Below are 23,303 nucleotides of genomic sequence, written 5' to 3'. Positions count from 1 at the left end.
GAGCGCGCCCTGCGCGCGATGTTTCACGGCATCGCGCGCAGGCGCGCTCCTACCCCTGGCGCCGGGTTCGGGCAAACGCCGCACCCCTGCCTTCCGGCAGGGCCCCCACTAAAGGCACACGCCACGGACCGGCGCGGACGTCATAAAGTCCCCGGGCGCGGGTATGCTTCCCGCGATCACAGGAAGTGTCGTGAACGTTTTTGCACCTTTCATTCGCCGGCCGATCGGAACCTCGCTGCTTGCGGCGGGGCTCGTGCTGTGCGGCTCCATCGCCTACATGCTGCTCGGCGTGGCGGCCCTGCCGTCCATCGAAGTGCCCGCCGTCTTCATCCAGACGCAGATGCCCGGTGCGAACGCGCAGACGATGGCCTCGACCATCATCGCCCCCCTGGAGCGCCACCTCGGCCAGATCCCGGGCGTGGACCAGATGTATTCCAACAGCTCGGAAGGCAGCGGCTTCGTCCGCCTCCGTTTCAGCATGGACCGCTCCACCGATGCCGCCGCGCGTGACGTGCAGGCCGCGATCAACGCGTCCGCCGCCGACCTGCCGGCCGGCATGCCCAGCCCCCCGCAGTACTTCAAGTTCGACACCGGCCAGATTCCCGTTCTGCTGGTGTCGTTCACCTCGAAGTCGCTGCCGCCGGACAAGCTCTACGACGTCGTCGATACCCTGATCCGGCCCGCCGTGGCGCAGATCGATGGCGTGTCGCGCGTACAGGTCTTCGGTGGGACCCCGCACGCCGTGCGCGTGGAGCTGGATACCCGCGCGTTGTCGTCCAAGGGGCTCACCGCCAACGATGTGTCCAATGCGCTGCATGCCGCCAACGTGACCTCGCCGCAGGGCCTGCTGTCCGACGGCAAGGCACAGATGACGGTCGTCGCGAACGACAGCATTCGCGACGCGAAGGATTTCGGCGACATCCTCATCGCGATGCGCAACAACGTGCCGGTGCGCCTCTCGGACATCGCCCGCGTCTACAACGGCCAGCAGGACCAGTACCAGGCCGCATGGTTCCAGGGCGAGCGCTCGGTCACCATGCAGATGAGCAAGCGTCCGGAGGCGAACTCCATCGCCACCGCCGACGCGATCCGTGCCGCGCTGCCGCGCTTCCGTTCGCTGCTGCCGGCGGACGCGAAGGTTACGCCCATCTTCGACCTGACCCAGACCACGCAGTCCGCGCTGCACGAGGTCAAGGTCGCGCTGCTGATCAGCATCGTCATGGTCTTCCTGGTCATGATGGTGTTCCTGCGCCGTCTCGGTCCGACGCTGATCGCGACGCTGAGCGTGCCGTTGTCCCTGGCCGGCGCCTTCGTGGTGATGTGGACACTCGGCTATACGCTCAACACGATGTCGCTGATGGCGCTGGTGCTGTGCATCGGTTTCGTCGTCGATGACGCCATCGTGGTCATCGAGAACATCGTCCGGCACATGGAGAACGGCAGTAAACCGATGCCGGCGTCGCTCGAGGGCGTGCGCGAGATCGGCTTCACCGTGATGTCGATCACGCTGTCGCTGGTGGCGGTGTTCGCGCCGCTGCTGTTCGGCAACAACATGATCACCAAGTTGCTGCGCGAGTTCTCGGTGACCCTGGCGGCGGCCGTGCTGATTTCGGCCATCGTGTCGCTGACGCTCACGCCGGCACTCTGCGCCCGCTATCTCAAGCACGACGAGCCCGACCGCCAGCCAGGCCGCGTCGAGCGCGCGCTGGAACGCTTCGATCGCGGGTTTCTGCGCCTGTATGAGCGCGGACTGGACTGGGCGATGCGCCATCGGCGGGTCATGCGCTGGCAGCCACTCATCCTGCTTTTCGCCACCTTCGCGCTGGGCTTCGCCGTGGTGAAGACCGCCGGTGGCAATTTCATGCCCGACGAGGACACGGGCATGCTGCAGGCCGATGTCACCGCGGACGCCAACATTTCGCCGGACGAGATGTCGCGACGCCTCAAACGCGTCGGCGAAATGATGCAGAACGATCCGGCCGTCGCCGACGTCACCACACTGCTCGGCAGCGGCAACGATGGCGCGGCCGTCGGCAACAGCGGCACCATGTTCATCGATCTGAAGAAGAAGGGGAGCGGCCCGGATCTGCGCCATGAATCCATGAAGGAATTCATGGATCGCAAGGGCAAGGAGTACGACAAGCTCTCCGATGTCCAGGTCTTCATGAATCCCGTGCAGTTCCTCGGCGGGAGCGGGGGCAACAGCAACCGCGGGCAGTACTCGTTCCAGCTGATCAGTACCGGCGGCGAACCGTTGCAGCCCTGGACGCTGAAGCTGGTGCGTCAGATGCGCAGCATGAAGGAGTTCCGCGACGTCGGCAGCGACTTCGACATCGTCGGCAAGCAACAGATGCTGAAGGTGGACCGCGATGCGGCGGGCCGCCTGAACGTCGGCATGGGCGATGTCGATTCGGCGCTGTACAACTCGTTCGGCCAGCGCCAGGTGTCGATCATCTATTCGGACATCAACCAGTACTGGGTGGTGCTGACCTCGGCGGCCGCGCAGGAGCTCAGTCCCGGCGCGCTGCTCAACACGTACGTGAAGAATTCACTCGGCACGATGATTCCGCTCTCGGCGGTGGCGCACATCGAGCCCGTGGCGACGCCGAGTGCGGTCACCCACCAGAACCAGCTCGAATCGGCGGACATCACCTACAACCTCGCGCCGAAGATCACGCCGGACAAGGGCAACAGCCTCGCCGAGGAAGCCGTACGCCGGATCAACCTGCCGGAGGGCGTGCGCATGGACGTCACCGGCACCAACCAGCGCATGCGCGATGCGCAGTCCAACGGCATGGTGCTGCTGATCGGCGCGATCCTCGCCGTCTACATCGTGCTCGGGATTCTCTACGAGAGTCTCGGCCATCCGTTGACGATCATCTCCACGTTGCCGGCGGCGGGTGCCGGTGCGTTCCTGGCGATGCTGGTCACGCAGACGCAGCTGACCCTGATGGCGATCATCTCCGTCTTGCTGTTGATCGGTATCGTGAAGAAGAACGCCATCCTGATGGTCGACTTCGCACTCGTGGCCCAGCGTGAACACGGCATGTCGCCGGTCGACGCGATTCGTCAGGCGGCCCTGGTCCGCTTCCGACCGATCACCATGACCACCCTCGTCGCGATGGGTGCCGCGCTGCCGCTGGCGATCGGGTTCGGTGTCGGCTCGGAAATGCGACGGCCGCTCGGCATCGCGATCGTCGGCGGCTTGCTGGTCTCGCAGCTGCTTACGCTGCTGAGTACGCCCGCGATCTACCTGTGGAATCACGACCGCAAGGAGCGCAAGGTGAAGCGCTTACACCGGCGCATGCTGAAGCGTCGATACAAGCGCTGGATGAAGATCCGCAAGGCGCGCAAGACCCGATAGCCTTCCATGCATACCGGCTTTTCGCAGGAGCCAGCCCTGCTGGCGACAGGAGTTACGGCAAGCTCCCATCGCCAGCAGGGCTGGCTCCTACCGAAGCTTGCGTCGCCGGAAGCATATGCGCCTTCTTCCAGCTGCCGCGCCGGTAATACACCGTGGTAATCGCGATCGACACCAGCGACCCGACCGGAAAGCTCCACCAGATGGCGTCCGCGCCCCACCTCGGTTCCAGCAGGGCGGCAAACGGATAGCGCACCAACCACATCGATATCACCAGCACGATCAGTGGCAGCATGACCGCGCCCGTGGCCCGCACCACGCCGAACATGACGAACGTGACGCCGAACAGCAGGAACGACCACACCACGATGTGATTGAGATGCTGGGCGATGCCGATGGCCGAGCTGTCATCCCCGAGGAACAGCGCCAGCGCGGCGCGGTTGAACAGGTAGATGACGAGCACGAGCGTGCCGGTCAGCGTGAAGTTGGTCAGCACGCCTGCGCGGCCGATGCCCGCAACCCGATCCCAGCGCCTGGCACCCACGTTCTGCGCGACCATCGACGACACCGCCGAACCGATCGCCAGCGCGGGCATCTGGATGTATGTCCACAACTGGGCCGCCGCGCCATAAGCCGCCGTGGTCTGCGAGCCGTGGCGGTTGACCAGCGACATCATGATGATCGCCGAGGACGAGATGACGATCATCTGCGCGCCCATCGGCAGACCCTTCATCACCAGCTGCCTGAGCAGGACCGGTTCCGGAATCAGCAGACGCAGTTCGTGCCGGTGAATGCAGAGGAAGTGCTTGCGGTGATAAAGCCACGCGATCAGCGCCAGCAACGAAACGACCTGCGCGATCAGGGTGGCCACGGCGGAGCCCGCGATACCCATCGCGGGGACCGGTCCCAGGCCGAAGATGAAGAGCGGATTGAGCGCGACGTCGAGCACGACCGAAACCAGCATGAAGGCGAAGGGCGTGCGTGAGTCGCCCGCACCGCGCAGCGTCATCATCAGAAACGTGTACAGATACATCGCCGGCAGAGCGACGAAGATGATGCGCAGGTAGTCGGTCGCGAACGGCAGCGCATCGTGCGGCGTGCCCATGGCCCGCAGCATGAGCGGCGTCGCGATGAAACCGCCCAGCGCGACGAGCACCGACAGCACGACGAAGAAACCGAGACCGGTGCCCACCACACGCCGCGCCTCGGGCACGTCGTGCGCGCCGAGCGTCTGGCCGACCATGATGGTCGTCGCCATGCCGACGCCGAAGACGACTCCGAGCAGGAAGAACAGGATCAGGTTGGCATTGGAGGTGGCCGCGAACGCTGACTCGCCGAGAAAGTGCCCCACCCAGATCGCATTCACCGATGCGTTCAGCGACTGCAAGACGTTGGCGCCAAGGATAGGCAGCGAAAACAGCAGCAGGGTCCTGGCGATCGGCCCTTCCGTCAGCGCGCCACGCGGCGGCGTCATGTCTCGTCGCCGGCGCGCGACACCAGCAGGCGCACGTAGTGGCGTACATCGGCCGGCCATGCGTCGGTCAGCGCGGTGAAGCGAGCGGCGTCCTGACGGTGGAAGGCGCGGGAGGCTTCCTCGTAGCCGGGAAGATCGCCGGCCAGCGCCAGCATGACGCGATCGACCGCCTCGCGCGCCGCACGGACGCGGTCGGCCGGTGCGCCCTCGCGGCTTGCCGCTTCCACCAGACGACGCAGCGCCACGGAGGCGCCGCCCGGCTGCGCCGCAAGCCACTCCCAGTGACGCGGAAGCAGCGTGACCTCCCGGGCGACCACGCCAAGTTTTGGACGCCCCGGCCCGCGGCGGGCTGGCGGCTCGGCGACGGGGAGGCGCGCAAGCACATCGTGGACGGTGCCCCGGTAGTCGATGTCGACGACACGGCCGGTCGCATCGTCGTAGACGATGGGCGTGGCGTGCGGGTCGGCGTCGAGGCGGACCTTGCAGCGTTCCGCGACCGCCGCCAGCGATCCGTGGGCAATGCGCTCGGTAGCGATGAAAGCGGTGTAAGTCGACATGGAGGTGGCCGGGACAAGAGCGATGATCAATTTTTACCCGGATCAAACGTGTCGTCAATAGTCTCCGGGTAAAACCGATCCCGATTCTGCCGCGGCGATCCGCCTGGGCAGGGCTTCCGACAGCCAGTCGACGAATGCCCGAAGACGCGCGTTGTGTCGGCGGGCGGGTGGGTAAACGAGATAGATCGGCAGAGCCGTGGGTCGCCAGTCGTCCAGCACCGACACGAGCGCGCCGCGGGCGATGTGCGGCGCCACGGTGAAGGCCAGCGCCTGCGCTATACCCAGACCGGCGAGCGCCGCAGCCGTATGGGCATTGCTCTCGTTGACCTCGATAGCTGCCGGCACATGCACCTCGACGTCCCGGTTGTCGCGCCGGAAGCGCAGCGGGACAGGACGCCCCGTACGGACCGCGGCATAGCCGATGACCTCGTGACCATCGCGCTCGATCGCCTCGGGTGTATCGGGCGTGCCGCGACGCGCGAAGTAGCCGGGCGTTGCGCAGAGCGTGATCGAGGCATCCGCGATCTTCTTCGTCACGAGGTTCGGATCGTCGGCGGTGCTGCGGATCGCGCAGTCGATGCCTTCGCCGATGAGGTCCACCGTGCGATCGGTCACACCGACCTGCACACGAATGCCGGGATAGCGGGCACGGAAATCGGGCAGGTCCGGAAGGATCAGGCGGGCGGCGACGGAGCCGCCCGTGTCGATGCGCAGGTTGCCGACGGGACTGGCCTGACCGCCGGCAAGCGTGGTCTCGAACGCGTCGAGCTCGCCCAGCAACTGCTGCGTGTGTTCGTAGTAGGCGGCGCCTTCGGTGGTGACCGTCACCCGCCGGGTCGTGCGCTCGAGAAGGCGGACGCCCAGTTCCGCCTCGAGGCCCTGGATCAGCTTGGTCACGGTGGACTTGGGCATGCGCAAGGCGTCCGCCGCCCGGCCGAAGCCGCCGGTCTCGACGAGACGACCGAAGACCCTGATAGCGAGAAAGTGATCCATCTTTGTTTCCGTGCGGGAATAATCAAATCGCGATTCGATTATTTATCCACGCAGGACAAATAGCCAGAATGCTCTCCAACGGCCGCACCGCGGCCATCGGAGCGCTGTCATGAAAACCCTCGCCACCAGCAACATCCACACCACCCGTCACGCCGGCAAGATCGTCCTGGTCACCGGCGGCAGCTCGGGCCTCGGGCTTGCCACCGCGGAGCGCTTCGTCCGCGAGGGCGCCACCGTGTACATCACCGGCCGCCGCCAGGCCGAGCTGGACGACGCCGCCGCGAAGCTGGGTGTCATCGCCATCCAGGGCGACATCGCGAAGGCCGCCGATCTCGATCGCATCTTCGCCACGATCCGCGAGAAGAGCGGCCGCCTCGATATCCTGTTCGCCAATGCGGGCGGCGGCGAGTTCACTTCGCTGGACCAGGTGACCGAAGCGCAGTTCGACAAGTACTTCGGGATCAACGTCAAGGGCACGCTGTTTACTGTGCAGAAGGCGCTGTCGCTCATGGGCCCGGGTAGTGCGATCGTGCTCAACGGTTCGGCGGTGTCGATCAAGGGCCCGGCCGCGTTCGGCGTTTATGCCGCGACCAAGGCGGCCGTGCGCTCACTGGCACGGACCTGGGCGAGCGATCTGAAGGGTCGCGACATCCGCATCAATGTGGTGGCGCCGGGCACCGTCGTGACGCCGGGCTACAAGACGGAGCTTGGCATGAACGACCAGCAGATCGCCGACTTCACGGCATATACCGCAAGCATCACGCCACTGGGTCGCACGGGCACGCCGGATGAGGTCGCCGCGGCGGTATCGTTCCTCGCGTCGGACGATGCGAGCTACATCACCGGTGTCGAGTTGTTCGTGGATGGCGGGCAGACGCAGATCTGACCGGTGAACGTCGCCTGCAGGCTGGCCGCCAGTCTGCAGGCGATCCCGCGGCGACGCGCAGCTTACAACGGCATCTGCACGGTGTCGGAAACGGCCATCTCCAGCGCCTCGATCGGCACCGGCCGGGAGAACAGGTATCCCTGCATGGACACGCAGCCCTCCGCGAGCAGCCAGCGACGCTGGCTCTCGGTCTCGACACCTTCGGCGACGACTTCGAGGTTCAGGCTGCGCGCCAGAAAGACGATCGAACGACAGATGGACGCATTGCCCGCGTCGTCGAGCAGGCTCACGGTGAAGTGACGGTCCACCTTGATCTTGTCCAGGGGCAACCGCGACAGGTAAGTGAGATTGGAATACCCCGTGCCGAAGTCATCCAGCGAGATGCTCACGCCCATCGCGCGCAATTCGTGCAACGTGCGAATGGCTCGCTCGGGTTCCTGCATGAAGGCGCTCTCGGTCAGTTCGAGCTCGAGCGACGACGCACTCGCCCCGGTCTCCGCCAGCGCGAGTTTGACCTCGGCTACCAGATCGCTGTGCACCAGCTGTTGCGCCGAGATATTCACCGCGATCCGGCAATCCGGACCCAGCCGTTCGGTGACGCGACGCTGTTGACGGCATGCCTCACGCAGCACCCATTGACCGATCTGCACGATGGCGCCGGTCTCTTCCAGGAGCGGCACGAGCTTGTCGTTACCGGCGAGGTCCGCCGGCGCCGATGGCCAGCGCAGCAGCGCCTCGACGCCGATCACGCGCCCGTCGTCACCGGCGTGCTGCGTCTGCCATGCCAACGCCAGCTCATGGCCCAGGTTCGCACCGGACAAACGGGTAAGAACGGTCAGACGCGCCATCGCCGTGGCATGCATATCCGCCGAATAGCGTCTCCAGGTGTGACGGCCCGACCGCTTCGCGTCGTACATGGCCGTATCCGCGTTACGGATGAGCGTGTCCGCGTCGCTGCCATCGCGCGTGGCGAAAGCGACACCGATGCTGCACTTCAGACGCTGCATCGAACCGCCGACGGTGAGCGGCTCTTCGATCGCCTGCTGGATCACCGGCAATACGGCAAGTACTTCGGCGGGCGGGCAGGTGAAGGGGAGCATCGCCACGAACTCGTCGCCACCGAATCGGCCGACCTGTCCCACACCGTCCAGCGCGTCGCCAAGCCGCAAGGTCACGTCGCGCAGCACCTGATCGCCAAGCGCATGACCGAGCGCGTCGTTGATCACCTTGAAATGGTCGAGGTCGATGAACAGGACCATCAGGCCCGAGCCGTCGCGGACGCAGTCAGCCACCAGCTCGTCGAGCCGCTCGCGCAGGGCGCGCCGGTTGGGCAGCCCCGTCAGTTCGTCGTGCATGGCCTGATGATTGAGGCGCTCTTCGTAAAGACGCTGCTCGGTCACGTCGCGCATGATCACCAGGGCGCCGGTGCCTTTCGTGTCGCGGTAATTGGACAGTGCCAGTTCCGCTTCGAAGGGCATGCCGTGATCCGGGTTGAGCCAGGCCATGATGTTGGCGCCTTCGGGCGGCCGCGCACCCAGCGCTTCGAGCGCCTCCTCATCCATGAAGCTGGCCGCCAGACGACCGACCAGGCTGTGTCCCGCGCTGCCCATCCGCTCTTCCGCCAGCGGGTTGGCGTAGTCGATGCGCCCGTCGCGGACGATGGCGAGCGGCAACGGTACGCGCGCCAGCAGCTGACGGTAGGCCGTCGCGCTGGCGGCCAGATCGCGGTCCGTGCTTTCCAGGCGCTGACGGGTTTCGTGCAGCGCGGTGATTTCAGTGATCGTACCGGCCACGATCGCGTGGCCTTCTTCGTTGGTGATTCGTTCGGCGCGCAAATGGACGCGCACCTCTCGCCCGTCCTCACGACAGAGACGGTGCTCGAATTCGTAGGGGCCCTGTTCCGATCGGAAACGCTGAACCCACGCATCGATGCCGGGGCGGTCGTCGGGGTGGACGAGTTCCCGGTAGGCGCCATGGAAGGAAATGTGCTCGTGAGGAGAACCCGTTATCTCGTGGACATGCCCCGACCAGATGACGAATCCGGTATCGAGGTCGCTCTCCCACAGGCCGATGCGCCCGGTTCGCTGGACGTCACCCAGATGACGGGCCGAGCGCGACAGCGCATCGACGAGCCGTGACTGGCGGCGGTACACGCGATCGAAGGCGGCCGCGAAGACCTGGATCAGGACGATGAGAGCCAGCGCGGCCAGCAAGGTCTCCCGTGCCTGGCGCCACCAGTCGGCGCGCAGCAGTGCGCGGTCCAGGGAGGAGCGGGCGACGAAGGGATAGGTGGTCGATACGGCCCACGCGCCCAGCCGCCGGTCATCGTCCGCGGAGCCCGCGGCGCCCAGCGTCACCGCGCCTTGCGTCCATCCAGGCACGTCCCGGTCGACGTTGCTGGTGAACCGCTGTCCCGACACCGAGAACACCGCGATCTCGGCGCTGCTCCCAAGCATGGTCCGGCGCATGGCGTCACGCAGGCGCTCCGCGTCGATGACGGTACCGAACGCGGCCGGCTGCGCGACGCGTGCGTCCACGGTGACACGGACGCTGGAAGGCCGACCGGGCTCGCCGGCGACGACGGCCACCCGTACGCTCGCACCGAGTGCCCGCTGCCGCGGCGCATCGAGCACGTCGCGCCAGGCCGCCCAGGGCGCCGAGGTAAAGGCGACGACGTTACCTGCGCCATCCAGGGCGACAAAGGATGGCAATTCCGGGTGGCGCACCTGCACCTCCCCCAGGCGCATGTGCAGCGGGCCCGGGTCGGGACCGTCGACGGCGTTGCGAAGAGCGAGCAGCGGACCAAGGCTCCAATTGACCTGTTGGTCGAGCAGGCGCACCACGGCTCCCGCGGATGCCGCGAGCTGCCGCTTGTGCGTGGCCAGCATGCGGGAGTAGGCCTGCGACTGCAGAAGGGCGACCAGCGCGGCGATGCCCAGGGACAGGACGGCGGATACGGCCCAGATCGCCAGACGAATCCGGCGAGCGCGCACCCTCGTCGCTCCCTTTACCGTCGCGCCTCCCACCGTGCCTAGCCCCCTGATGTCGTGCGGGCGCCGCCCCCGGCCAGGCCCCGTCGCTCTGTAACGGCAACTCGGGGTGTGCCTTGAACGCCATGGTGAAAGAAACTGGCGGCACGGTCCGACAAGCCCGGGAAAGATACGGCGCGAATAATTGCAGAGACGCCCCTTTTTTCACGCCGACTCAACACTATTTACCGAACCATCCGGTTCATAAAAATACGTCCCAGCATAAGGACCACCCCCCGCCATGCGCTCTCCCCGTTTCGCTCTCGGCGCCCTCGCCGCGCTCTCCCTCGCCGCCACGGCGCTCCCCGCGGCTGCCGAAACCCACCTGGAAGTACAGGGAGGCCGCAGCTACATGGACGACTACGGCACCAACGCTTTCTTTGTGGAGTCCGTGTTCGACGCCCGTCAGATGGGCCAGAGCCGGTTCACCTGGTCCCCGGACGTCTCCATCGGCTACATCAAGGGCCGCGACATCGGCCGCTATGAGAACTCCCATCCCGGCGTGACCAACAACGTCTGGGTCGGCGCCGCCGGTGCCCGCCTCCACTACGGCAGCGAAGGCGACTGGTACCGCCCCTTCTTTTTCAGCTTCCAGGTCGCGGGCACCGCCGGCGGTCGCACGCAGGCGCTGTCGAGCGGTTACGAGTTCGTCAGCACGCTCGGCTGGCAGTACAAGAACGTCAGCTTCCAGGTCCGTCACATCTCCAACGGCAGCTTCCAGGAGCCGAACCGTGGCGAGACGATGGCGCTGGTGGGTATCGGCTTCGATATCTGAGCGCGTCGGTGGCAAAAAAAGAGCCGGCGCTGCGAAGCGCCGGCTCTTTTTTATTTCCCGATGCCCGGATCAATGTCCCGAAGCGGCCGGTCCCGCCTTCGCCGCGAACGGCGGCTTAGCCAGCCATACGACGAAGATCAGTGCGACGAACACGAAACCGAGCAGGTAGAACACCTCGTTGAACGAGATCTGGTACGCCTGGTTGGTGATCATCGCATTGACCGACGACACCGCGTACTGCGGGTCGCCATGGCCGATCTGGGTCAGCGCAGCCTGCGTCGTCGGGTTGAACGGTGTGAAGTTCTCCGCCAGCCGCTCGTGGTGGACGATGGCACGGTGATCCCACAGGAACGTTGTCAGCGACGCCGCGAAGCTGCCGCCCAGCGTGCGCAGGAAGGTGGCCAGACCGGAGCCCGCCGCGATCTCACGCGGCTGCAGGTCCGACAGCAGGATGCTCAGCACCGGCATGAAGAACAACGCCACGCCCAGGCCCTGAATCAGCTGGACCATCGCGACACTGTAGAAGTTGATGTCGAGATAGAAGTCCGAACGCATGAAGCACGTCGCACCCATGACGATGAACGCACCCGAGGCCAGCACGCGCAGGTCGAACTTGTGCGCATAGCGTCCGACGAACGGCGTCAGGATCACCGGGATGATGCCGAGCGGCGCCGCCGCGAGACCCGCCCATGTCGACGTGTACCCGACGTTTCGCTGCAACCACTGCGGCACCAGCAGACCGATGGCGAAGAACGCCGCGTACGCCAGCACCAGACACAAGGTGCCCATCGCGAAGTTGCGATGCCTGAAGAGCTTCAGATTGACGATCGGATCCTTGTCGGTGAGCTCCCAGATCAGGAACACGGCCAGGCCGATGGCGGCGATGATCGCGGTGATCACGATGAAGGTGGACGAGAACCAGTCCTCGTCGTTGCCCTTGTCGAGCACCACCTGCAGCGCGCCCACGCCGATGATCAGCGTGATGAGGCCCACGTAATCGATCTTGGGCTTCTCGGTGACTTCCGGCCGGCCCTTCATCTGGTTCGCCACGACGAAGCTGGCGAAGATGCCGATCGGCACGTTGATGAAGAAGATCCACGGCCAGGTGTAGTTGTCGGTGATCCAGCCACCGAGGATCGGACCCGCGATGGGCGCGACGACGGTGACCATCGCCAGCAACGCCAGCGCCATGCCTCGTTTGGCCGGTGGGTAGATCGAGATAAGGAGCGACTGCGTGATCGGGTACATCGGTCCCGCGACCGCGCCCTGAATGGCGCGGAACACGATCAGCATGGTCATGCTCTGGGCGATGCCGCACAGGAACGACGCGAGCGAGAACAACAGCGTCGCCCAGACGAACAGCTTGGTCTCACCGAAACGACGGGTGAGGAAGCCGGTCAGCGGCAGGGCGATCGCGTTGCTCACCGCGAACGAGGTGATCACCCAGGTGCTCTGGTTGGAGCTGACACCCAGGTTACCCGCGATGGTCGGCAACGACACGTTCGCGATCGTCGTGTCGAGCACCTGCATGAAGGTAGCGAGCGATAACCCGACCGTGGACAGCGCCAGATTGGGCGGTCGAAATTCGGTGCTCATGAATAAACCTTACCTGGGAGCCTGCTGCTGCTCGGCACCTTCACCGGCGGACGCGTTTTCATGGATCACGCGGGCGATGTCCTTGTCGGCATCGGCAAGCTGCTTGTCGTAGATCGGCGTCGAGAACTCGGGCTTCGTGGGCGACTGCTTCGCCAGCAACGCACCGCTCTGGTCATGCAGCGACACGGTCACCTTGGTCGACAGGCCCAGGCGCAGCGGCTTGTCTTCCAGCTGCTTCGGCTCGGTGAAGACGACGCGGACCGGCACGCGCTGCACGATCTTGATCCAGTTACCCGTGGCGTTCTGCGCCGGCAGGATGGAGAACGCGCTGCCGCTGCCGACACCCAGGCTGCGGATTTTCGCCTTGTACACCGTGTCGCCACCGTAGACGTCGGCGGTGACGTCGACCGGCTGGCCGATACGCATTTTGGTCAGCTGCGTTTCCTTGAAGTTGGCGTCGATCCAGACCTCATGCAGTGGCACGACGGCCATCAGGGCGGCGCCCGGCTGGACCCGCTGACCGACCTGTACGCTGCGCTTGGCGACATAGCCGTCGACCGGGGCGACCAGCGTCGAGCGGACGAAGTCGAGGTAGGCGGAGCGAAGCTTGGCGGCAGCGGCACGCACGTCCGGATGCGAGGACACCACGGTGTCGTCGACCAGCACCTTGTTGCTGCTGTACGACTGCCTGGCGGACGCGAGGCTGCTCTCGGCGGAGGTCAGCGTATCGGCGGCGTGCGACAGTTCTTCCGCGGAGATGGCACCCGACTTCGCGAGATCGCGACGGCGGTTGTAATCCTGGCGGGCGCGGTCGACGGCGGTCTGGCGCACCGCGACATCGGCCTGCGCCGAGGTCACGTTGTTGTAGAGGCCACGCACGCGACGCACGGTGTTGGCGAGGTTGGCGCGCGCGCTTTCCAGGTTCACTTCGGCGTCGCTGGGGTCGAGCTTGACCAGCACGTCACCCTGGTGGACCAGGTCGCCGTCGTCGGCACCGATCGAGGTGACCGTACCGGCGATCTGCGGGGTGATCTGCACGACGTTGCCGTTGACGTAGGCGTCGTCGGTATCTTCATACCAGCGGCCGTCGACGAAGTACCAGATCACCCAGCCGATGATGGCGAGGACGATGACGAGTACCAGCAGCTTGAGGAAGAAGCCGCGGCGGCTCTTCGGCGGCGGTGCGACGACGGCGCCGGCGGGGGCGGTGGTTTCTTGTGACATCGGAAGAGGCCTCGAGATGAATGCTTAGTGGGTTGCCGGCGCTGCGGTGACGACCGACGGGTCATCGGCCGCGGGGCGGAAGCCGCCACCAAGCGCCTGAATGAGTTGGACGGACGTGTCGACCTGCTGTGCCTTCAGCGATGCCATGCGCTGCTCGGCTTCGAGCAGCTGCTGGCGCACCACGAGCGATTCCAGGTAGCTGCCGACGCCGGCCTTGTAGCGCTGCTGCGACAGATCGTAGGCCTGCTGCGCGGCGTCCTGCGCGCGCTGCTGCGCCTGAATCTGCGTGCCGATCGAGTCGAGTCCGGACAGGTCGTCCTGCACTTCGTTGAGCGCGCCGACCAGCGTCTTGTTGTACTGCGCGACGGCCAGATCGTAATCCGCATCCTTGCCGGCGAGATTCGCGCGAAGGCGACCGCCGTCGAAGATGGGCAGCGAGAACGCCGGCAGCACCTGCCAGAAGCGCGCCTGCGAGGCGAACAGGTTTTCCGTGCCCCCGGCGAGCTGCGCGGCGAGTACGCCGAGCGTCACGTTGGGCAGAAATGCCTTCTTCGCCGAGACGATGTCCTTCGAGGCCGCCTCGACGCGCCAGCGCGCGGCGACGAGGTCGGCACGGTGACCGAGCAGATCGGCCGGCAGGTTGGCCGGGATGGCGACGGCGGCCGGCGTGAGCGCGGCGGGGCGGGCGATGTCGAGGCCGCGATCCGGGCCCTTCCCGAGCAGCACGCTGAGCGACGTGCGCGAGCTGTCGATCGCACGCTGCGCCACCGCGATCTCACGTTCGGCCGAGGCCACTTCGCTGTCGGCCTGCTTCACCTGCATCTGGTTGTCGACGCCGGCGGCCACGCGCTGCACGGTGAGCTTCTGCGACGCATGCGTCCGGTCGAGTTCGGCATTGGCGACGTCGAGCTGCGTGAACGCGTAGCCAAGCTGCGTGTAGGCACGGGCAACGTTGGTCGAGATTTCGATGCGTGCGGCGCGCGCATCGACCTCAGCCGCACGCTGCGAACCCACGGCCGCTTCGAACGCGGCACGCTTGCCGCCCCACAGGTCGAGGTCCCAGTTGAAACTGCCGTAGCCGTACTTGGTCCACGAGAAATGGTTGCCCGGGGGATCCGGCAGCAACGAGCCCGGCAGATGCGCACCGGCGACACCGCCACCTACGTTGAACGTGGGATCGCGCGCTGCGTCAGCCGAACCGGACTGCGCCTGAGCCTGACGCACGCGGGCGTCGGCGGTGGCGAGGTCGGGGTTGTCTTTCAACGCCTCTTCGATCAGCGAGGAGAGCTGGCTGTCACCCAGTCCGGTCCACCAGTCGGCGGCCGGCCACCCCGCCGGAGACACGGTGACCTTCGCCAGGCTGCGCTCGGCGTGAAGGGAGGACGGGTCGGTCAGGGTGCCTTGCGGATCCAGGCCACGGCTGGTGACACAGCCGGAAAGGATCAACGCGGCCCCGACGGCCGCCACGAGAGTGTGCAGACGCATTGCGTATTGCCTCGGACGTTTAGTTCAGTCTTTTTCGCGAAGCGCGTTGAGCACGCGCCCCAGGTAGTCGTGCAGCTTCTCGCGCTCGTCCTCGGTCAGCCCCTTCTGGGCGCGCTCGAGGGTCGCGAGGTTGCTTTCGTGCAGGTGCTTCCACAGCGCCACGCCGGCCTCGGTAAGGTCGATGCGCAGCGCGCGGCGGTCCTGCTCATGCGGCTGGCGACGGAGGTAGCCCTTCGCTTCCAGCTGATCCAGCTGCCGGGTCATGGCGCCGCCGTCGAGGTCGACCGCGCGGGCCAGTTCGGTGGCCGTCATCGCGCCGGAAGTCGCCAGGCGCTTGAGCACATGAAACTGGGTGAATTTCAGATCCGCGCCCTGCGCGGCAAGATCGGACTCGATAGCCCGGACGATCTCACTACGCACCATGCCGACGAGGGCACCCAGGCTGTCGGGGTTGTCGTAGACAGGGCAGGGATTGTTCATGGACGAGCATTCTATTGCCCGAATTATAGTTGTCAAGGCAAATATGCTTCCAGCATATATTGCCGCGTGTGAGTCAGTTCAGCCTTCGTCGGCCAGGAGGGCCGCGAGCGCAGGGTCGCGGACCGCGAAAAGGTCAAAGACGCCGAGCGCGCGGAGGGTCGGAAGCTGTGCCAGGAGCCTCGGCTCCAGCCGCCGGCGCTGTTCTTCCGGGGTGCCGGGATCGAGCATGGCGTGCGCGCAGGCGACGAACGTCACCAGGGCATCGCCGGCTTCGCGGCCTTCAGTGGCATCGTGGAAATCGTTCGTGACGAGACGGATCATGCGGGTCTCCTTCGTCGAAACGGGACAGATACTTGGGGAAGCAGATATTAGCCATGACGGGTATAGGCCTGATATCGTTAGTTGGCCAAGTTATGTCGAGGAACGGCCAAGATGGGTCATGATGCAGTCCACGCCCTGCTCGAAAGCGCCGAGGGTCCGCCGCTGGTGGCCTACGAGGTTCGCGGCCAGATCCCAAAAATGGAAAGCGACTGGCACAGCCACGTGCGAGGTCAGTTTTTCTATGTGGAAGAAGGCTTTGTCACCAACCAGACGGAGCACGGCTCCTACCTGCTGCCTCCTCATCGCGCCGGCTGGATGCCCCCGGGCACGCTGCATACCATCAGCATGACCGGACCGATGCACGCCTGGGGGGTCTTCATCGCGCCCTGCGCGGCGGGAGGTCTGCCCGATCGTCCCTGCGTGGTCGGGGTCAACGACCTGATCCGGTCGATCATCCGGCGCGCCGCGAGCTGGCCGGTGGATGTCGCCGAGCCCGACCCGGCCCGCGACCGCTTGCTGGCGGTGCTGCTCGATGAGTTGCACGGCGCTCCCGTCGAGCCCCTCCATCTGCCGATGCCCACGGACCGGCGCCTCCGTCGCGTGGCCGTCGCGATGTACGAGCACCCGGAGGACACGCGCGGCATCGAGGACTGGGCGAACTGGGCAGGCATGTCGACGCGTACCCTGACGCGGCTGTTCCGGCAGGAGACCCAGTGCAGCGTCGCGCAGTGGCGGCAGCAGGCAAGGCTGACTCGGGCGCTCGAGCGCCTGGCGACCGGCGAGCCGGTCTCGGTGGTATCCGACGCGCTGGGCTACGCGACGCCCAGCGCGTTCGTCGCAATGTTCCGCAAGGCGTTCGGCGATTCGCCGGGGCGTTATCTGGCGAGGCAGGCGGCTCTCACCTGACGCCGTTTGCCCAGAACGCCTCTTCCTCGACCGGCTTACACATCCACAGCCCTTCGAACGTATAGCTGTCGCCGCCGTCCCGGGTCACGACATCGACGGCGACCCGGCCGTAACGCCAGGGCCCGCGCTGCCCCGGGTCGCCTTCGTCATGACACGCGCGCGTCGCGGTGTAGGTGCCCGTCACCGGATCTGTCATCGCCGCTGCCTGCTCACGGCACTTCGCCATGGCTTCGTCGTGGCTGGGCAAGGTGTGGTCGCCGGAAACGAAACGTTCTTCGCCGCATTCCACGGCGGCGGCGAAGACGGGAACGAAGACGAGCAGGGCGCCCACCAGGGTGAGGACGTGGGAAACGCGCCGGTTACAGAAACGGGGATACGAAGACTGCACGTGGATGCCTCAGGCGTGGGGGACGCCGAGGCTGCGCAAACGAGCGGGGTAAAAGAATCCGAAAATTCTGAAAAATCACGCCGCTTCCAGCCGGTGCGACGCGGATCACACGGAGGCGCGGTCAGCCTGCCGGAAACCGGTATCCCACGCCGGGTTCCGTCCTCAGCCAGCGTGGCGTGGTCGGATCGTCGCCCAGTTTCTGACGCAGCTTGCCCATCACGATGCGCAGGTAGTGCGTGTCCTGCGTATGCGTCGGTCCCCAGACCTCACGCAGGATCTGCTGCTGGCTGACCACGCGACCCGGATGGCGGACCAGCAGCGACAGCACCGCGAACTCCTTGCGCGTGAGCGCCACCGGCGCACCGTCCAGCAGCACTTCCCGGCGGGCAAGGTCGATCGCGAGACGGCCGTCGTCGTAACGCACCGCGGCCTCCGCGTCGCCGCCACGGGCGGCTTGCCGAAGCAGCACGCGCAGACGCGCCATCAACTCCTGAATGCCGAACGGCTTGGTCACGTAGTCGTTGGCGCCACCGTCGAGCGCGCGGACCTTTTCCGCTTCGGTGTCGCGCACCGAGAGCATCAGCACGGGTACCTGACTCCACTGACGGATCTCGCGAAGCACGTCATGACCTTCGAGGTCGGGCAGGCCGATGTCGAGGATGACCACGTCGGGCGACTGCGTCGCCGCGAGGCCGAGGCCTTCCTGACCTGTCGAGGCCAGCAGCACGTGATAACCCTCGGCGCGCAGACCGATGTCCAGGAAGCGGCGGATCTGAGCTTCGTCGTCGATGACCAGGACACGGGGGGCCGAGGCATTCATGGGGCTTCGTCAGGAGGCGGCGGCAAGGGCAGCGAGACGCGAATGGTCGTGCCTCCGCCGACGTGGGGCAAGGCCTCCACGCTGCCGCCGTGCGCGCCGATCATGCCCCGGCAGATCGCGAGGCCCAGCCCGGTGCCGTGGCCGCCCCGGTCGCCACGCGACACCGAATAGAACATGTCGAAGATCCGCGCCCGCTCGTCCTCGGGAATGCCGGGCCCACGGTCGGCCACATCGACCAGCAGGCGGCCCGCTTCGGTACGCACCGTCACGCGCATCGGCTCCCCGGGCGGCGTGAACCGGGCACCGTTCTCGAGGATGTTGAACAGCGCCTGCTCGACGAGCGCCGGGTGGACGTGCAGGAGGACGGTGTCATGTCGCAGGTGCATGTCGACGCGCACCTCCGGAAAGAGCTTGCGCATGCGTGATACGGCGGCGGCGACGATCTCGCCCGCGTCGACCCAGTCGCGATTGAGTTTCAGCGTACCGTGGCCCAGCCGCGTCATGTCGAGCAGGTTCTGGATGTAGCGGTCCAGGCGCTGGCCTTCACCGAGGATCGCCTGCAGCAGCTCCTGGCGCTCGCTGTCGGGCAGCTGCTTGTCGTAGCTGATCAGCGTACCGGCGGAACCGATCATGGAGGCGAGCGGAGACCGCAGGTCGTGCGAGACCGAGGAGAGCAGTGCGTTGCGCAGGCGCTCGGTCTCCCCCTGCACGCGCGCGCTTTCCAGTTCCGAGGCGAGGCGCGCGCGGTCGAGCGCCTGCCCGATGTCCTGCACCATCGCCAGTGCAAGACCGCGGCGGTCGGCATCGGGCTCTCGCGTGCCCGGCGGAAAGCGCAGGGCGGCCACGCCGCCGCGCTGATGCTCGCTGCCCAGCGGCAGCATCCAACAGGAAGCGCCGTTGAGGGTGTCGGTGTACCGACCGGCTGGCTCCGCGTGTCCATCGGACCAGTCGGCGGCGGCGAGATCCTGGGCGGAGAGCGGAAAGGCCGAGGGTGCGGTGCTGGCGACGCCGAGTTCGCCACCGGCTTCCCGCGCAAGTATGGCGACGTCGATGTCCAGTGCCCTCGCCAACGCCTGCGCACCGGCCGCCCTCACGCTTTCGGCATCCGCGCTCGTCGCCAGCTGTTGCCCGAGCGCGACGAGCGCGCGGGCGCGAACCTGGGCCGCACGCAACGACGTCACCTGTCCGGCGAGGCGGGTGGCCAGCCGGCTGCAGACCAGCGCGGCGACGAGAAACAGTGTCACCGCCAGTACGTCATCCGCGTTGGCGATCGCCAGCGTGTAACGCGGCGGGGCGAAGAAGAAGTTGTAGCCCAGGAAGCTCAGCAGCGCCGCATACACCGCCACCGCCATGCGGGTGCGTACCGCGACCACCAGCACCGCCGTCAGGAAAATCAGCGACAGGTTGGCCACCGACAGAAACCGGTCGGCGACGAAGGACAGGGCCATCGCGATCCCGGTGGCGAGTGTGGCGAACCCGTAGTCACGCCGCGAGCCGCCGTCTTCGATCCGCAGCCGCAGGCGCGACTGGGCGCGCTGCGTCGGGGTGGCGACGATGGTCAGTTCGAGGTGAGCGGCGCGCCTCAGCAGTTGCTGGGTCAGCGAGTAGCCGAGCCGGCGGGCGATGGGTCGCTCTCGCGTGCGACCGACGATGATCTGGCCGGCGCCTTCGCGATCGGCCCAAGCGATCAGTTCCTCCGCGACCGCATGCCCGCGCAGGATCACCGCCTCACCGCCAAGACGGCGAGCCAGGCGCATCGCGGCGTCCACACGTTCGCGACGGGCGCTGTCGGGACCGCCGCGGTCGACGAACAGCACGCTCCACGGGGCACCGCGACGCTCCGCGATACGCCGGGTGATGCGGACGAGGTATTCGCTCTGGTCGTGACCGTCGATCGCGGCCATGACCCGTCGCCGTACGGGCATCGCGTCACCGCGCGCGAGCATGTGCTCGCGCAGGTCGCTGTCGACGTGGGCGGCCACGGTTTCCACGGCAAGCTCGCGAAGCGCGGCGAGATTGGTCGGTGAGAAGAACGCGTCCAGCGCCACGGCCGCCGTTTCCGGCACGTAGACCTTGCCTTGCTTGAGCCGGCCGATCAGTTCGCGCGGCGGCAGGTCGACCAGGACGATATCGCGTGCGCGGTCGAGGAAGACGTCCGGCACCGTTTCGCGCACGGCGACGTTGGTGATCCTCCTCACCTGGTCGTTGAGGCTCTCGACGTGCTGCACGTTGAGCGCCGTGTAGACCTCGATGCCGGCATCGAGCAGTTCGGCGATGTCCTGCCAGCGGCGCGTGTGCCGACCGCCAGGGAGATTGGTATGCGCGAGTTCGTCGACGAGGATGACCGCCGGCTTGCGCGCAAGCGCCGCCTCGAGATCGAACTCCCGGAAGTCGCGGCCGGCATAGCGGACCGGACGGGTCGGGAGTATCTCGATTCCTTCGAGCAGGGCCGCGGTCTCGCTACGACCGTGGGTCTCGACGAGGCCCACCACGACATCGACGCCCTGTCGTTTCAGATCCCGCGCGGCGGACAGCATCGCGTACGTCTTGCCGACGCCGGGGGCGGCGCCGAGGAAGATCTTCAGGCGCTGGCCGTCCTCCTCCTTCACCGCGTTGAGCAGCGCGTCGGCGCGGGCGTCTCGGACATCGTTCATGGCGTGGGGCCGCAGGAATTGAGGAAAGGGTAGCCGAAGTGCTGCCGGCTCCGTTGGGAGCCGGCCCTGGCAGCGATCCGGTGTTACCTCCCCGCCTGATCAAGCGCGAGGTTCAGCCGCAACACGTTGACCCGGGGCTCTCCCAGCACACCGAACTGACGCCCTTCGGTGTTCGCCGCGATCAGCGCCCGCACCTTCTCCGCGGAGATACCCCTCTCCCGGGCCACGCGGCCCGCCTGAAACTCCGCCGCCGCCGGAGTGATCTCCGGATCGAGGCCACTGGCCGAGGCCGTCACCAGATCCACCGGCACGGGCGCCCGGTTCTCCGGGTCGGCGGCGCGCAGTGCGGCGATACGCTGCTTCACCGCGTCTGTCAGGGCCGGATTGGTGGGACCGAGATTGGAGCCCGTGGATGCCGCCGCATTGTTCGGCCCGGGCGTGGTCGCCGACGGGCGCCCCCAGACATAACGCGGTGCGGTGAACGACTGTCCGATCAGTGCCGAACCGACTGGCTTACCGTCGCGCTCGATCAGGCTGCCGGCCGCCTGCTTCGGAAACAGCAGCATGGACAGTCCGCCAACCACGACGGGATAGGCGACGCCGGTGATCGCGGTCATCATAAGCAGCAGCACGAAGGCGTTACGCAACAGGGTAGTCATGGCCATGATCCTCAGTAGTGCCAGATCGCATCGACGATCGCGCTGAGCTGGTAACCCTTGCGGCCACCGTCGTAAGCGTCGACGTCATAGGATTTCTCGTAACGGATTTCGGGGCGGATCTCGACGTCCGGGCTGACCCAGTGGGTCATGCCGAGCGTGTGGGTCGTGTAGCGCGTGGCGTAGCCGGTACGCTGACCTTTCTGGTCGTTGTACCACTCGTTGCGGAACGAGATCATGTTGAGCGGACTGATCGCCACGTTGATGTAGTTGACGATGCCGTACTCGCCCGCCTTGCCGGCCACCGGCGACGAACCGACCACGCCGGGCTCGCCACCGGGGCCATAGCCCGCGATGTTGCGGCCGTACATGTAGTACGCCTCGGTGAGGATGTGGACGTCGTCGCTGAAGCGGTGGCCCCAGGTCGTGACGTACATCTGCACGTTGTTGTAGTTGTAGTCGTCGGTGTTGAAGCTGTTGACGCAGGGGTACAACATGTCGTTGTTGTCTTTCGACACCCAGCGCACGCAGGCCTGCAAGGTCGGACGCGACGAGTGGTTCCACACGGCGGTGTCGTTGCCGCCGTTGATACCCAGCTGCACGGTCCACTGCGCATTGAGCCGCGTGGTCGTCATCACGCCCATCTGCGTATATGGATCCGCCGTGTAAAGCACCGAATGCGTGACGAGGTAGTTGTTGGGCGAAAACTGCGCCTCGATGTCCGGCAGCGACAGATAGCGTCCCACACGCACGACCATGCCCTCGGCGATATGCGGCAGGTAGAGATCCGCATAAAACAGCATGGGATCGTAGCCATAGGTCTTGCCCGTCTGCGGCTGATCGGCACGGGGATTGTTCAGCAGCTGATTGCTGAAGACGCCCTTCATGGTGGTGTAGTGATAGTCGTAGCCGTAAAGGTTGTCGAGGTGGAAGCCCCAGTCGATGTGGTCGGTCTGTACCGTGTCGGGGATACGCTCGATGCGCAGCAAGGCCTGGTTGAACTCGGCGCGGTTGGGGCGCGTCGCGTACGACAGCGGGTAGTTGGTGTGGGACGAGCTGCTCGCATTGACCGACCCGTTCAGCCAGCCGTAGATCTCGATGCGGTTATCGGTCATCCATTTGCCGAAGCGGTTGCACGCCACCGCCTTCTCCAGGGGATACCTCGAATTGAGGTTGGGCACGCCGATCGGATAGGCCACACCGCCGAGCTGCCATTCCGCCGAGGGGAACGGCGGTGACGGGAGCGGCGAGGCCATGGCACGGCGTGGCGCCGCCGGTGCGTCAGGGTCGGCGGGCTGGGCGTCTTCGCGGTAGGCGGCGGCGAAGCGCGAAGCGAAGCCCTGAGAGCAGTCGTCGCTGCCGGAAGCCATCGCACGGGTGACGGGGGCGATGGCGAGACAGGCGGCGAGAAGAGCATAACGAGTGGTGCGCATGGCGTTGTTTACCGATCCCTTCCGGGACCCCTTTTCGGTGAGTAGGAGAGTGGTGCTTTGAATCAGATACCGGCGTAGCCGCCGAGCGCGTAGTCGTCCTCGTCGCGCGTCGCGGTCGTCACGACGACGCGCGGTCCGATGACCCTGGCCGGCACGCTGGCGACCGTCGCGGGGATGTCCGGGGCGACGACGCGAACTTCCATGTCGAGGTCGGCGCTGTCTTCGATGAGCACGGTGAGCTTCACGGAATGCATGGGATGACGCC

At 66.3% G+C, this 23,303-nt stretch carries 19 protein-coding genes; 4 read left to right on the top strand and 15 right to left on the bottom strand.

What is annotated here, in order from left to right; translation table 11 throughout:
* The first annotated feature begins 190 nt into the window (after positions 1–190).
* On the top strand, positions 191–3,364 hold the full coding sequence (locus B5X73_RS10135) for an efflux RND transporter permease subunit (protein WP_079521578.1): 3,174 nt from the start codon (positions 191–193) through the stop codon (positions 3,362–3,364).
* Between the two features lie 52 nt (positions 3,365–3,416).
* Here B5X73_RS10135 and B5X73_RS10130 read toward each other — a convergent pair whose 3' ends face one another.
* From B5X73_RS10130 to B5X73_RS10120, 3 genes are read right to left on the bottom strand one after another with little or no spacing between them, the layout of a single operon-like run.
* Entirely contained in the window at positions 3,417–4,835 is a 1,419-nt protein-coding gene (locus tag B5X73_RS10130) for an MATE family efflux transporter (RefSeq protein WP_079521577.1), read from the bottom strand.
* A complete protein-coding gene (locus B5X73_RS10125; protein ID WP_079521664.1) occupies positions 4,832–5,392 on the bottom strand; it encodes a DUF2239 family protein in 561 nt (186 codons plus the stop codon). The genes B5X73_RS10130 and B5X73_RS10125 overlap by 4 nt, the downstream gene beginning before the upstream one ends.
* A gap of 54 nt (positions 5,393–5,446) precedes the next feature.
* Entirely contained in the window at positions 5,447–6,385 is a 939-nt protein-coding gene (locus tag B5X73_RS10120) for a LysR family transcriptional regulator (RefSeq protein ID WP_051944129.1), read from the bottom strand.
* 109 nt (positions 6,386–6,494) lie between these two features.
* On the opposite strand from B5X73_RS10120, the gene B5X73_RS10115 reads away from it, so the two are divergent.
* Positions 6,495–7,271: an SDR family NAD(P)-dependent oxidoreductase gene (locus tag B5X73_RS10115; protein WP_079521576.1), complete on the top strand. Its 777-nt coding sequence runs from the start codon at positions 6,495–6,497 to the stop codon at positions 7,269–7,271.
* Positions 7,272–7,333: 62 nt separating this feature from the next.
* Here the strand turns inward: B5X73_RS10115 and B5X73_RS10110 are convergent, their stop codons facing one another.
* On the bottom strand, positions 7,334–10,264 hold the full coding sequence (locus B5X73_RS10110) for a putative bifunctional diguanylate cyclase/phosphodiesterase (protein WP_079521575.1): 2,931 nt from the start codon (positions 10,262–10,264) through the stop codon (positions 7,334–7,336).
* Positions 10,265–10,541: 277 nt separating this feature from the next.
* Here B5X73_RS10110 and B5X73_RS10105 point away from each other — a divergent pair, with 277 nt between their 5' ends.
* Entirely contained in the window at positions 10,542–11,075 is a 534-nt protein-coding gene (locus tag B5X73_RS10105) for an acyloxyacyl hydrolase (RefSeq protein ID WP_079521574.1), read from the top strand.
* A 69-nt stretch (positions 11,076–11,144) separates the two neighbouring features.
* Here B5X73_RS10105 and B5X73_RS10100 read toward each other — a convergent pair whose 3' ends face one another.
* From B5X73_RS10100 to B5X73_RS10080, 5 genes are all read right to left on the bottom strand, one after another.
* Positions 11,145–12,671 (bottom strand): DHA2 family efflux MFS transporter permease subunit, encoded by a 1,527-nt coding sequence (locus B5X73_RS10100; protein ID WP_079521573.1) that lies wholly within the window; start codon positions 12,669–12,671, stop codon positions 11,145–11,147.
* Positions 12,672–12,680: 9 nt separating this feature from the next.
* Positions 12,681–13,895 (bottom strand): HlyD/EmrA/EmrK family protein, encoded by a 1,215-nt coding sequence (locus B5X73_RS10095; RefSeq protein ID WP_043696967.1) that lies wholly within the window; start codon positions 13,893–13,895, stop codon positions 12,681–12,683.
* Between the two features lie 24 nt (positions 13,896–13,919).
* Entirely contained in the window at positions 13,920–15,380 is a 1,461-nt protein-coding gene (locus B5X73_RS10090; RefSeq protein ID WP_079521572.1) for an efflux transporter outer membrane subunit, read from the bottom strand.
* A gap of 24 nt (positions 15,381–15,404) precedes the next feature.
* Positions 15,405–15,860 (bottom strand): MarR family winged helix-turn-helix transcriptional regulator, encoded by a 456-nt coding sequence (locus tag B5X73_RS10085; protein WP_079521571.1) that lies wholly within the window; start codon positions 15,858–15,860, stop codon positions 15,405–15,407.
* Between the two features lie 78 nt (positions 15,861–15,938).
* Complete coding sequence (locus B5X73_RS10080) at positions 15,939–16,181, bottom strand: hypothetical protein (protein ID WP_043696958.1); 243 nt, start codon at positions 16,179–16,181, stop codon at positions 15,939–15,941.
* 111 nt (positions 16,182–16,292) lie between these two features.
* Here B5X73_RS10080 and B5X73_RS10075 point away from each other — a divergent pair, with 111 nt between their 5' ends.
* The gene (locus B5X73_RS10075) at positions 16,293–17,087 is read left to right on the top strand and encodes an AraC family transcriptional regulator (protein WP_079521570.1); all 795 of its coding nucleotides are present in this window, start codon (positions 16,293–16,295) and stop codon (positions 17,085–17,087) included.
* On the opposite strand, the gene B5X73_RS10070 is transcribed toward B5X73_RS10075, so the two are convergent.
* The 6 genes from B5X73_RS10070 to B5X73_RS10045 form a co-directional block, all read right to left on the bottom strand.
* Positions 17,080–17,475, bottom strand: a complete 396-nt coding sequence (locus B5X73_RS10070) for a hypothetical protein (protein WP_139382726.1) — start codon at positions 17,473–17,475, stop codon at positions 17,080–17,082. The two genes, B5X73_RS10075 and B5X73_RS10070, sit on opposite strands and share 8 nt — an antisense overlap.
* Before the next feature lie 121 nt (positions 17,476–17,596).
* Positions 17,597–18,295, bottom strand: coding sequence for a response regulator (locus tag B5X73_RS10065; RefSeq protein WP_036116834.1), 699 nt, complete (start codon positions 18,293–18,295; stop codon positions 17,597–17,599).
* Entirely contained in the window at positions 18,292–20,949 is a 2,658-nt protein-coding gene (locus B5X73_RS10060) for a sensor histidine kinase (protein ID WP_079521568.1), read from the bottom strand. The genes B5X73_RS10065 and B5X73_RS10060 overlap by 4 nt, the downstream gene beginning before the upstream one ends.
* Positions 20,950–21,032: 83 nt before the next feature.
* On the bottom strand, positions 21,033–21,608 hold the full coding sequence (gene kdpC / locus B5X73_RS10055) for a potassium-transporting ATPase subunit KdpC (RefSeq protein WP_079521567.1): 576 nt from the start codon (positions 21,606–21,608) through the stop codon (positions 21,033–21,035).
* 11 nt (positions 21,609–21,619) lie between these two features.
* Positions 21,620–23,038: an outer membrane beta-barrel protein gene (locus tag B5X73_RS10050; protein ID WP_079521566.1), complete on the bottom strand. Its 1,419-nt coding sequence runs from the start codon at positions 23,036–23,038 to the stop codon at positions 21,620–21,622.
* Between the two features lie 62 nt (positions 23,039–23,100).
* A complete protein-coding gene (locus tag B5X73_RS10045; protein ID WP_079521565.1) occupies positions 23,101–23,292 on the bottom strand; it encodes a hypothetical protein in 192 nt (63 codons plus the stop codon).
* Positions 23,293–23,303: the final 11 nt, after the last annotated feature.

It is taken from the genome of Luteibacter sp. 22Crub2.1 (genome assembly GCF_900167995.1).
Lineage (GTDB): Bacteria > Pseudomonadota > Gammaproteobacteria > Xanthomonadales > Rhodanobacteraceae > Luteibacter > Luteibacter mycovicinus.
This window is presented reverse-complemented; position numbering and strand designations above follow the sequence as displayed.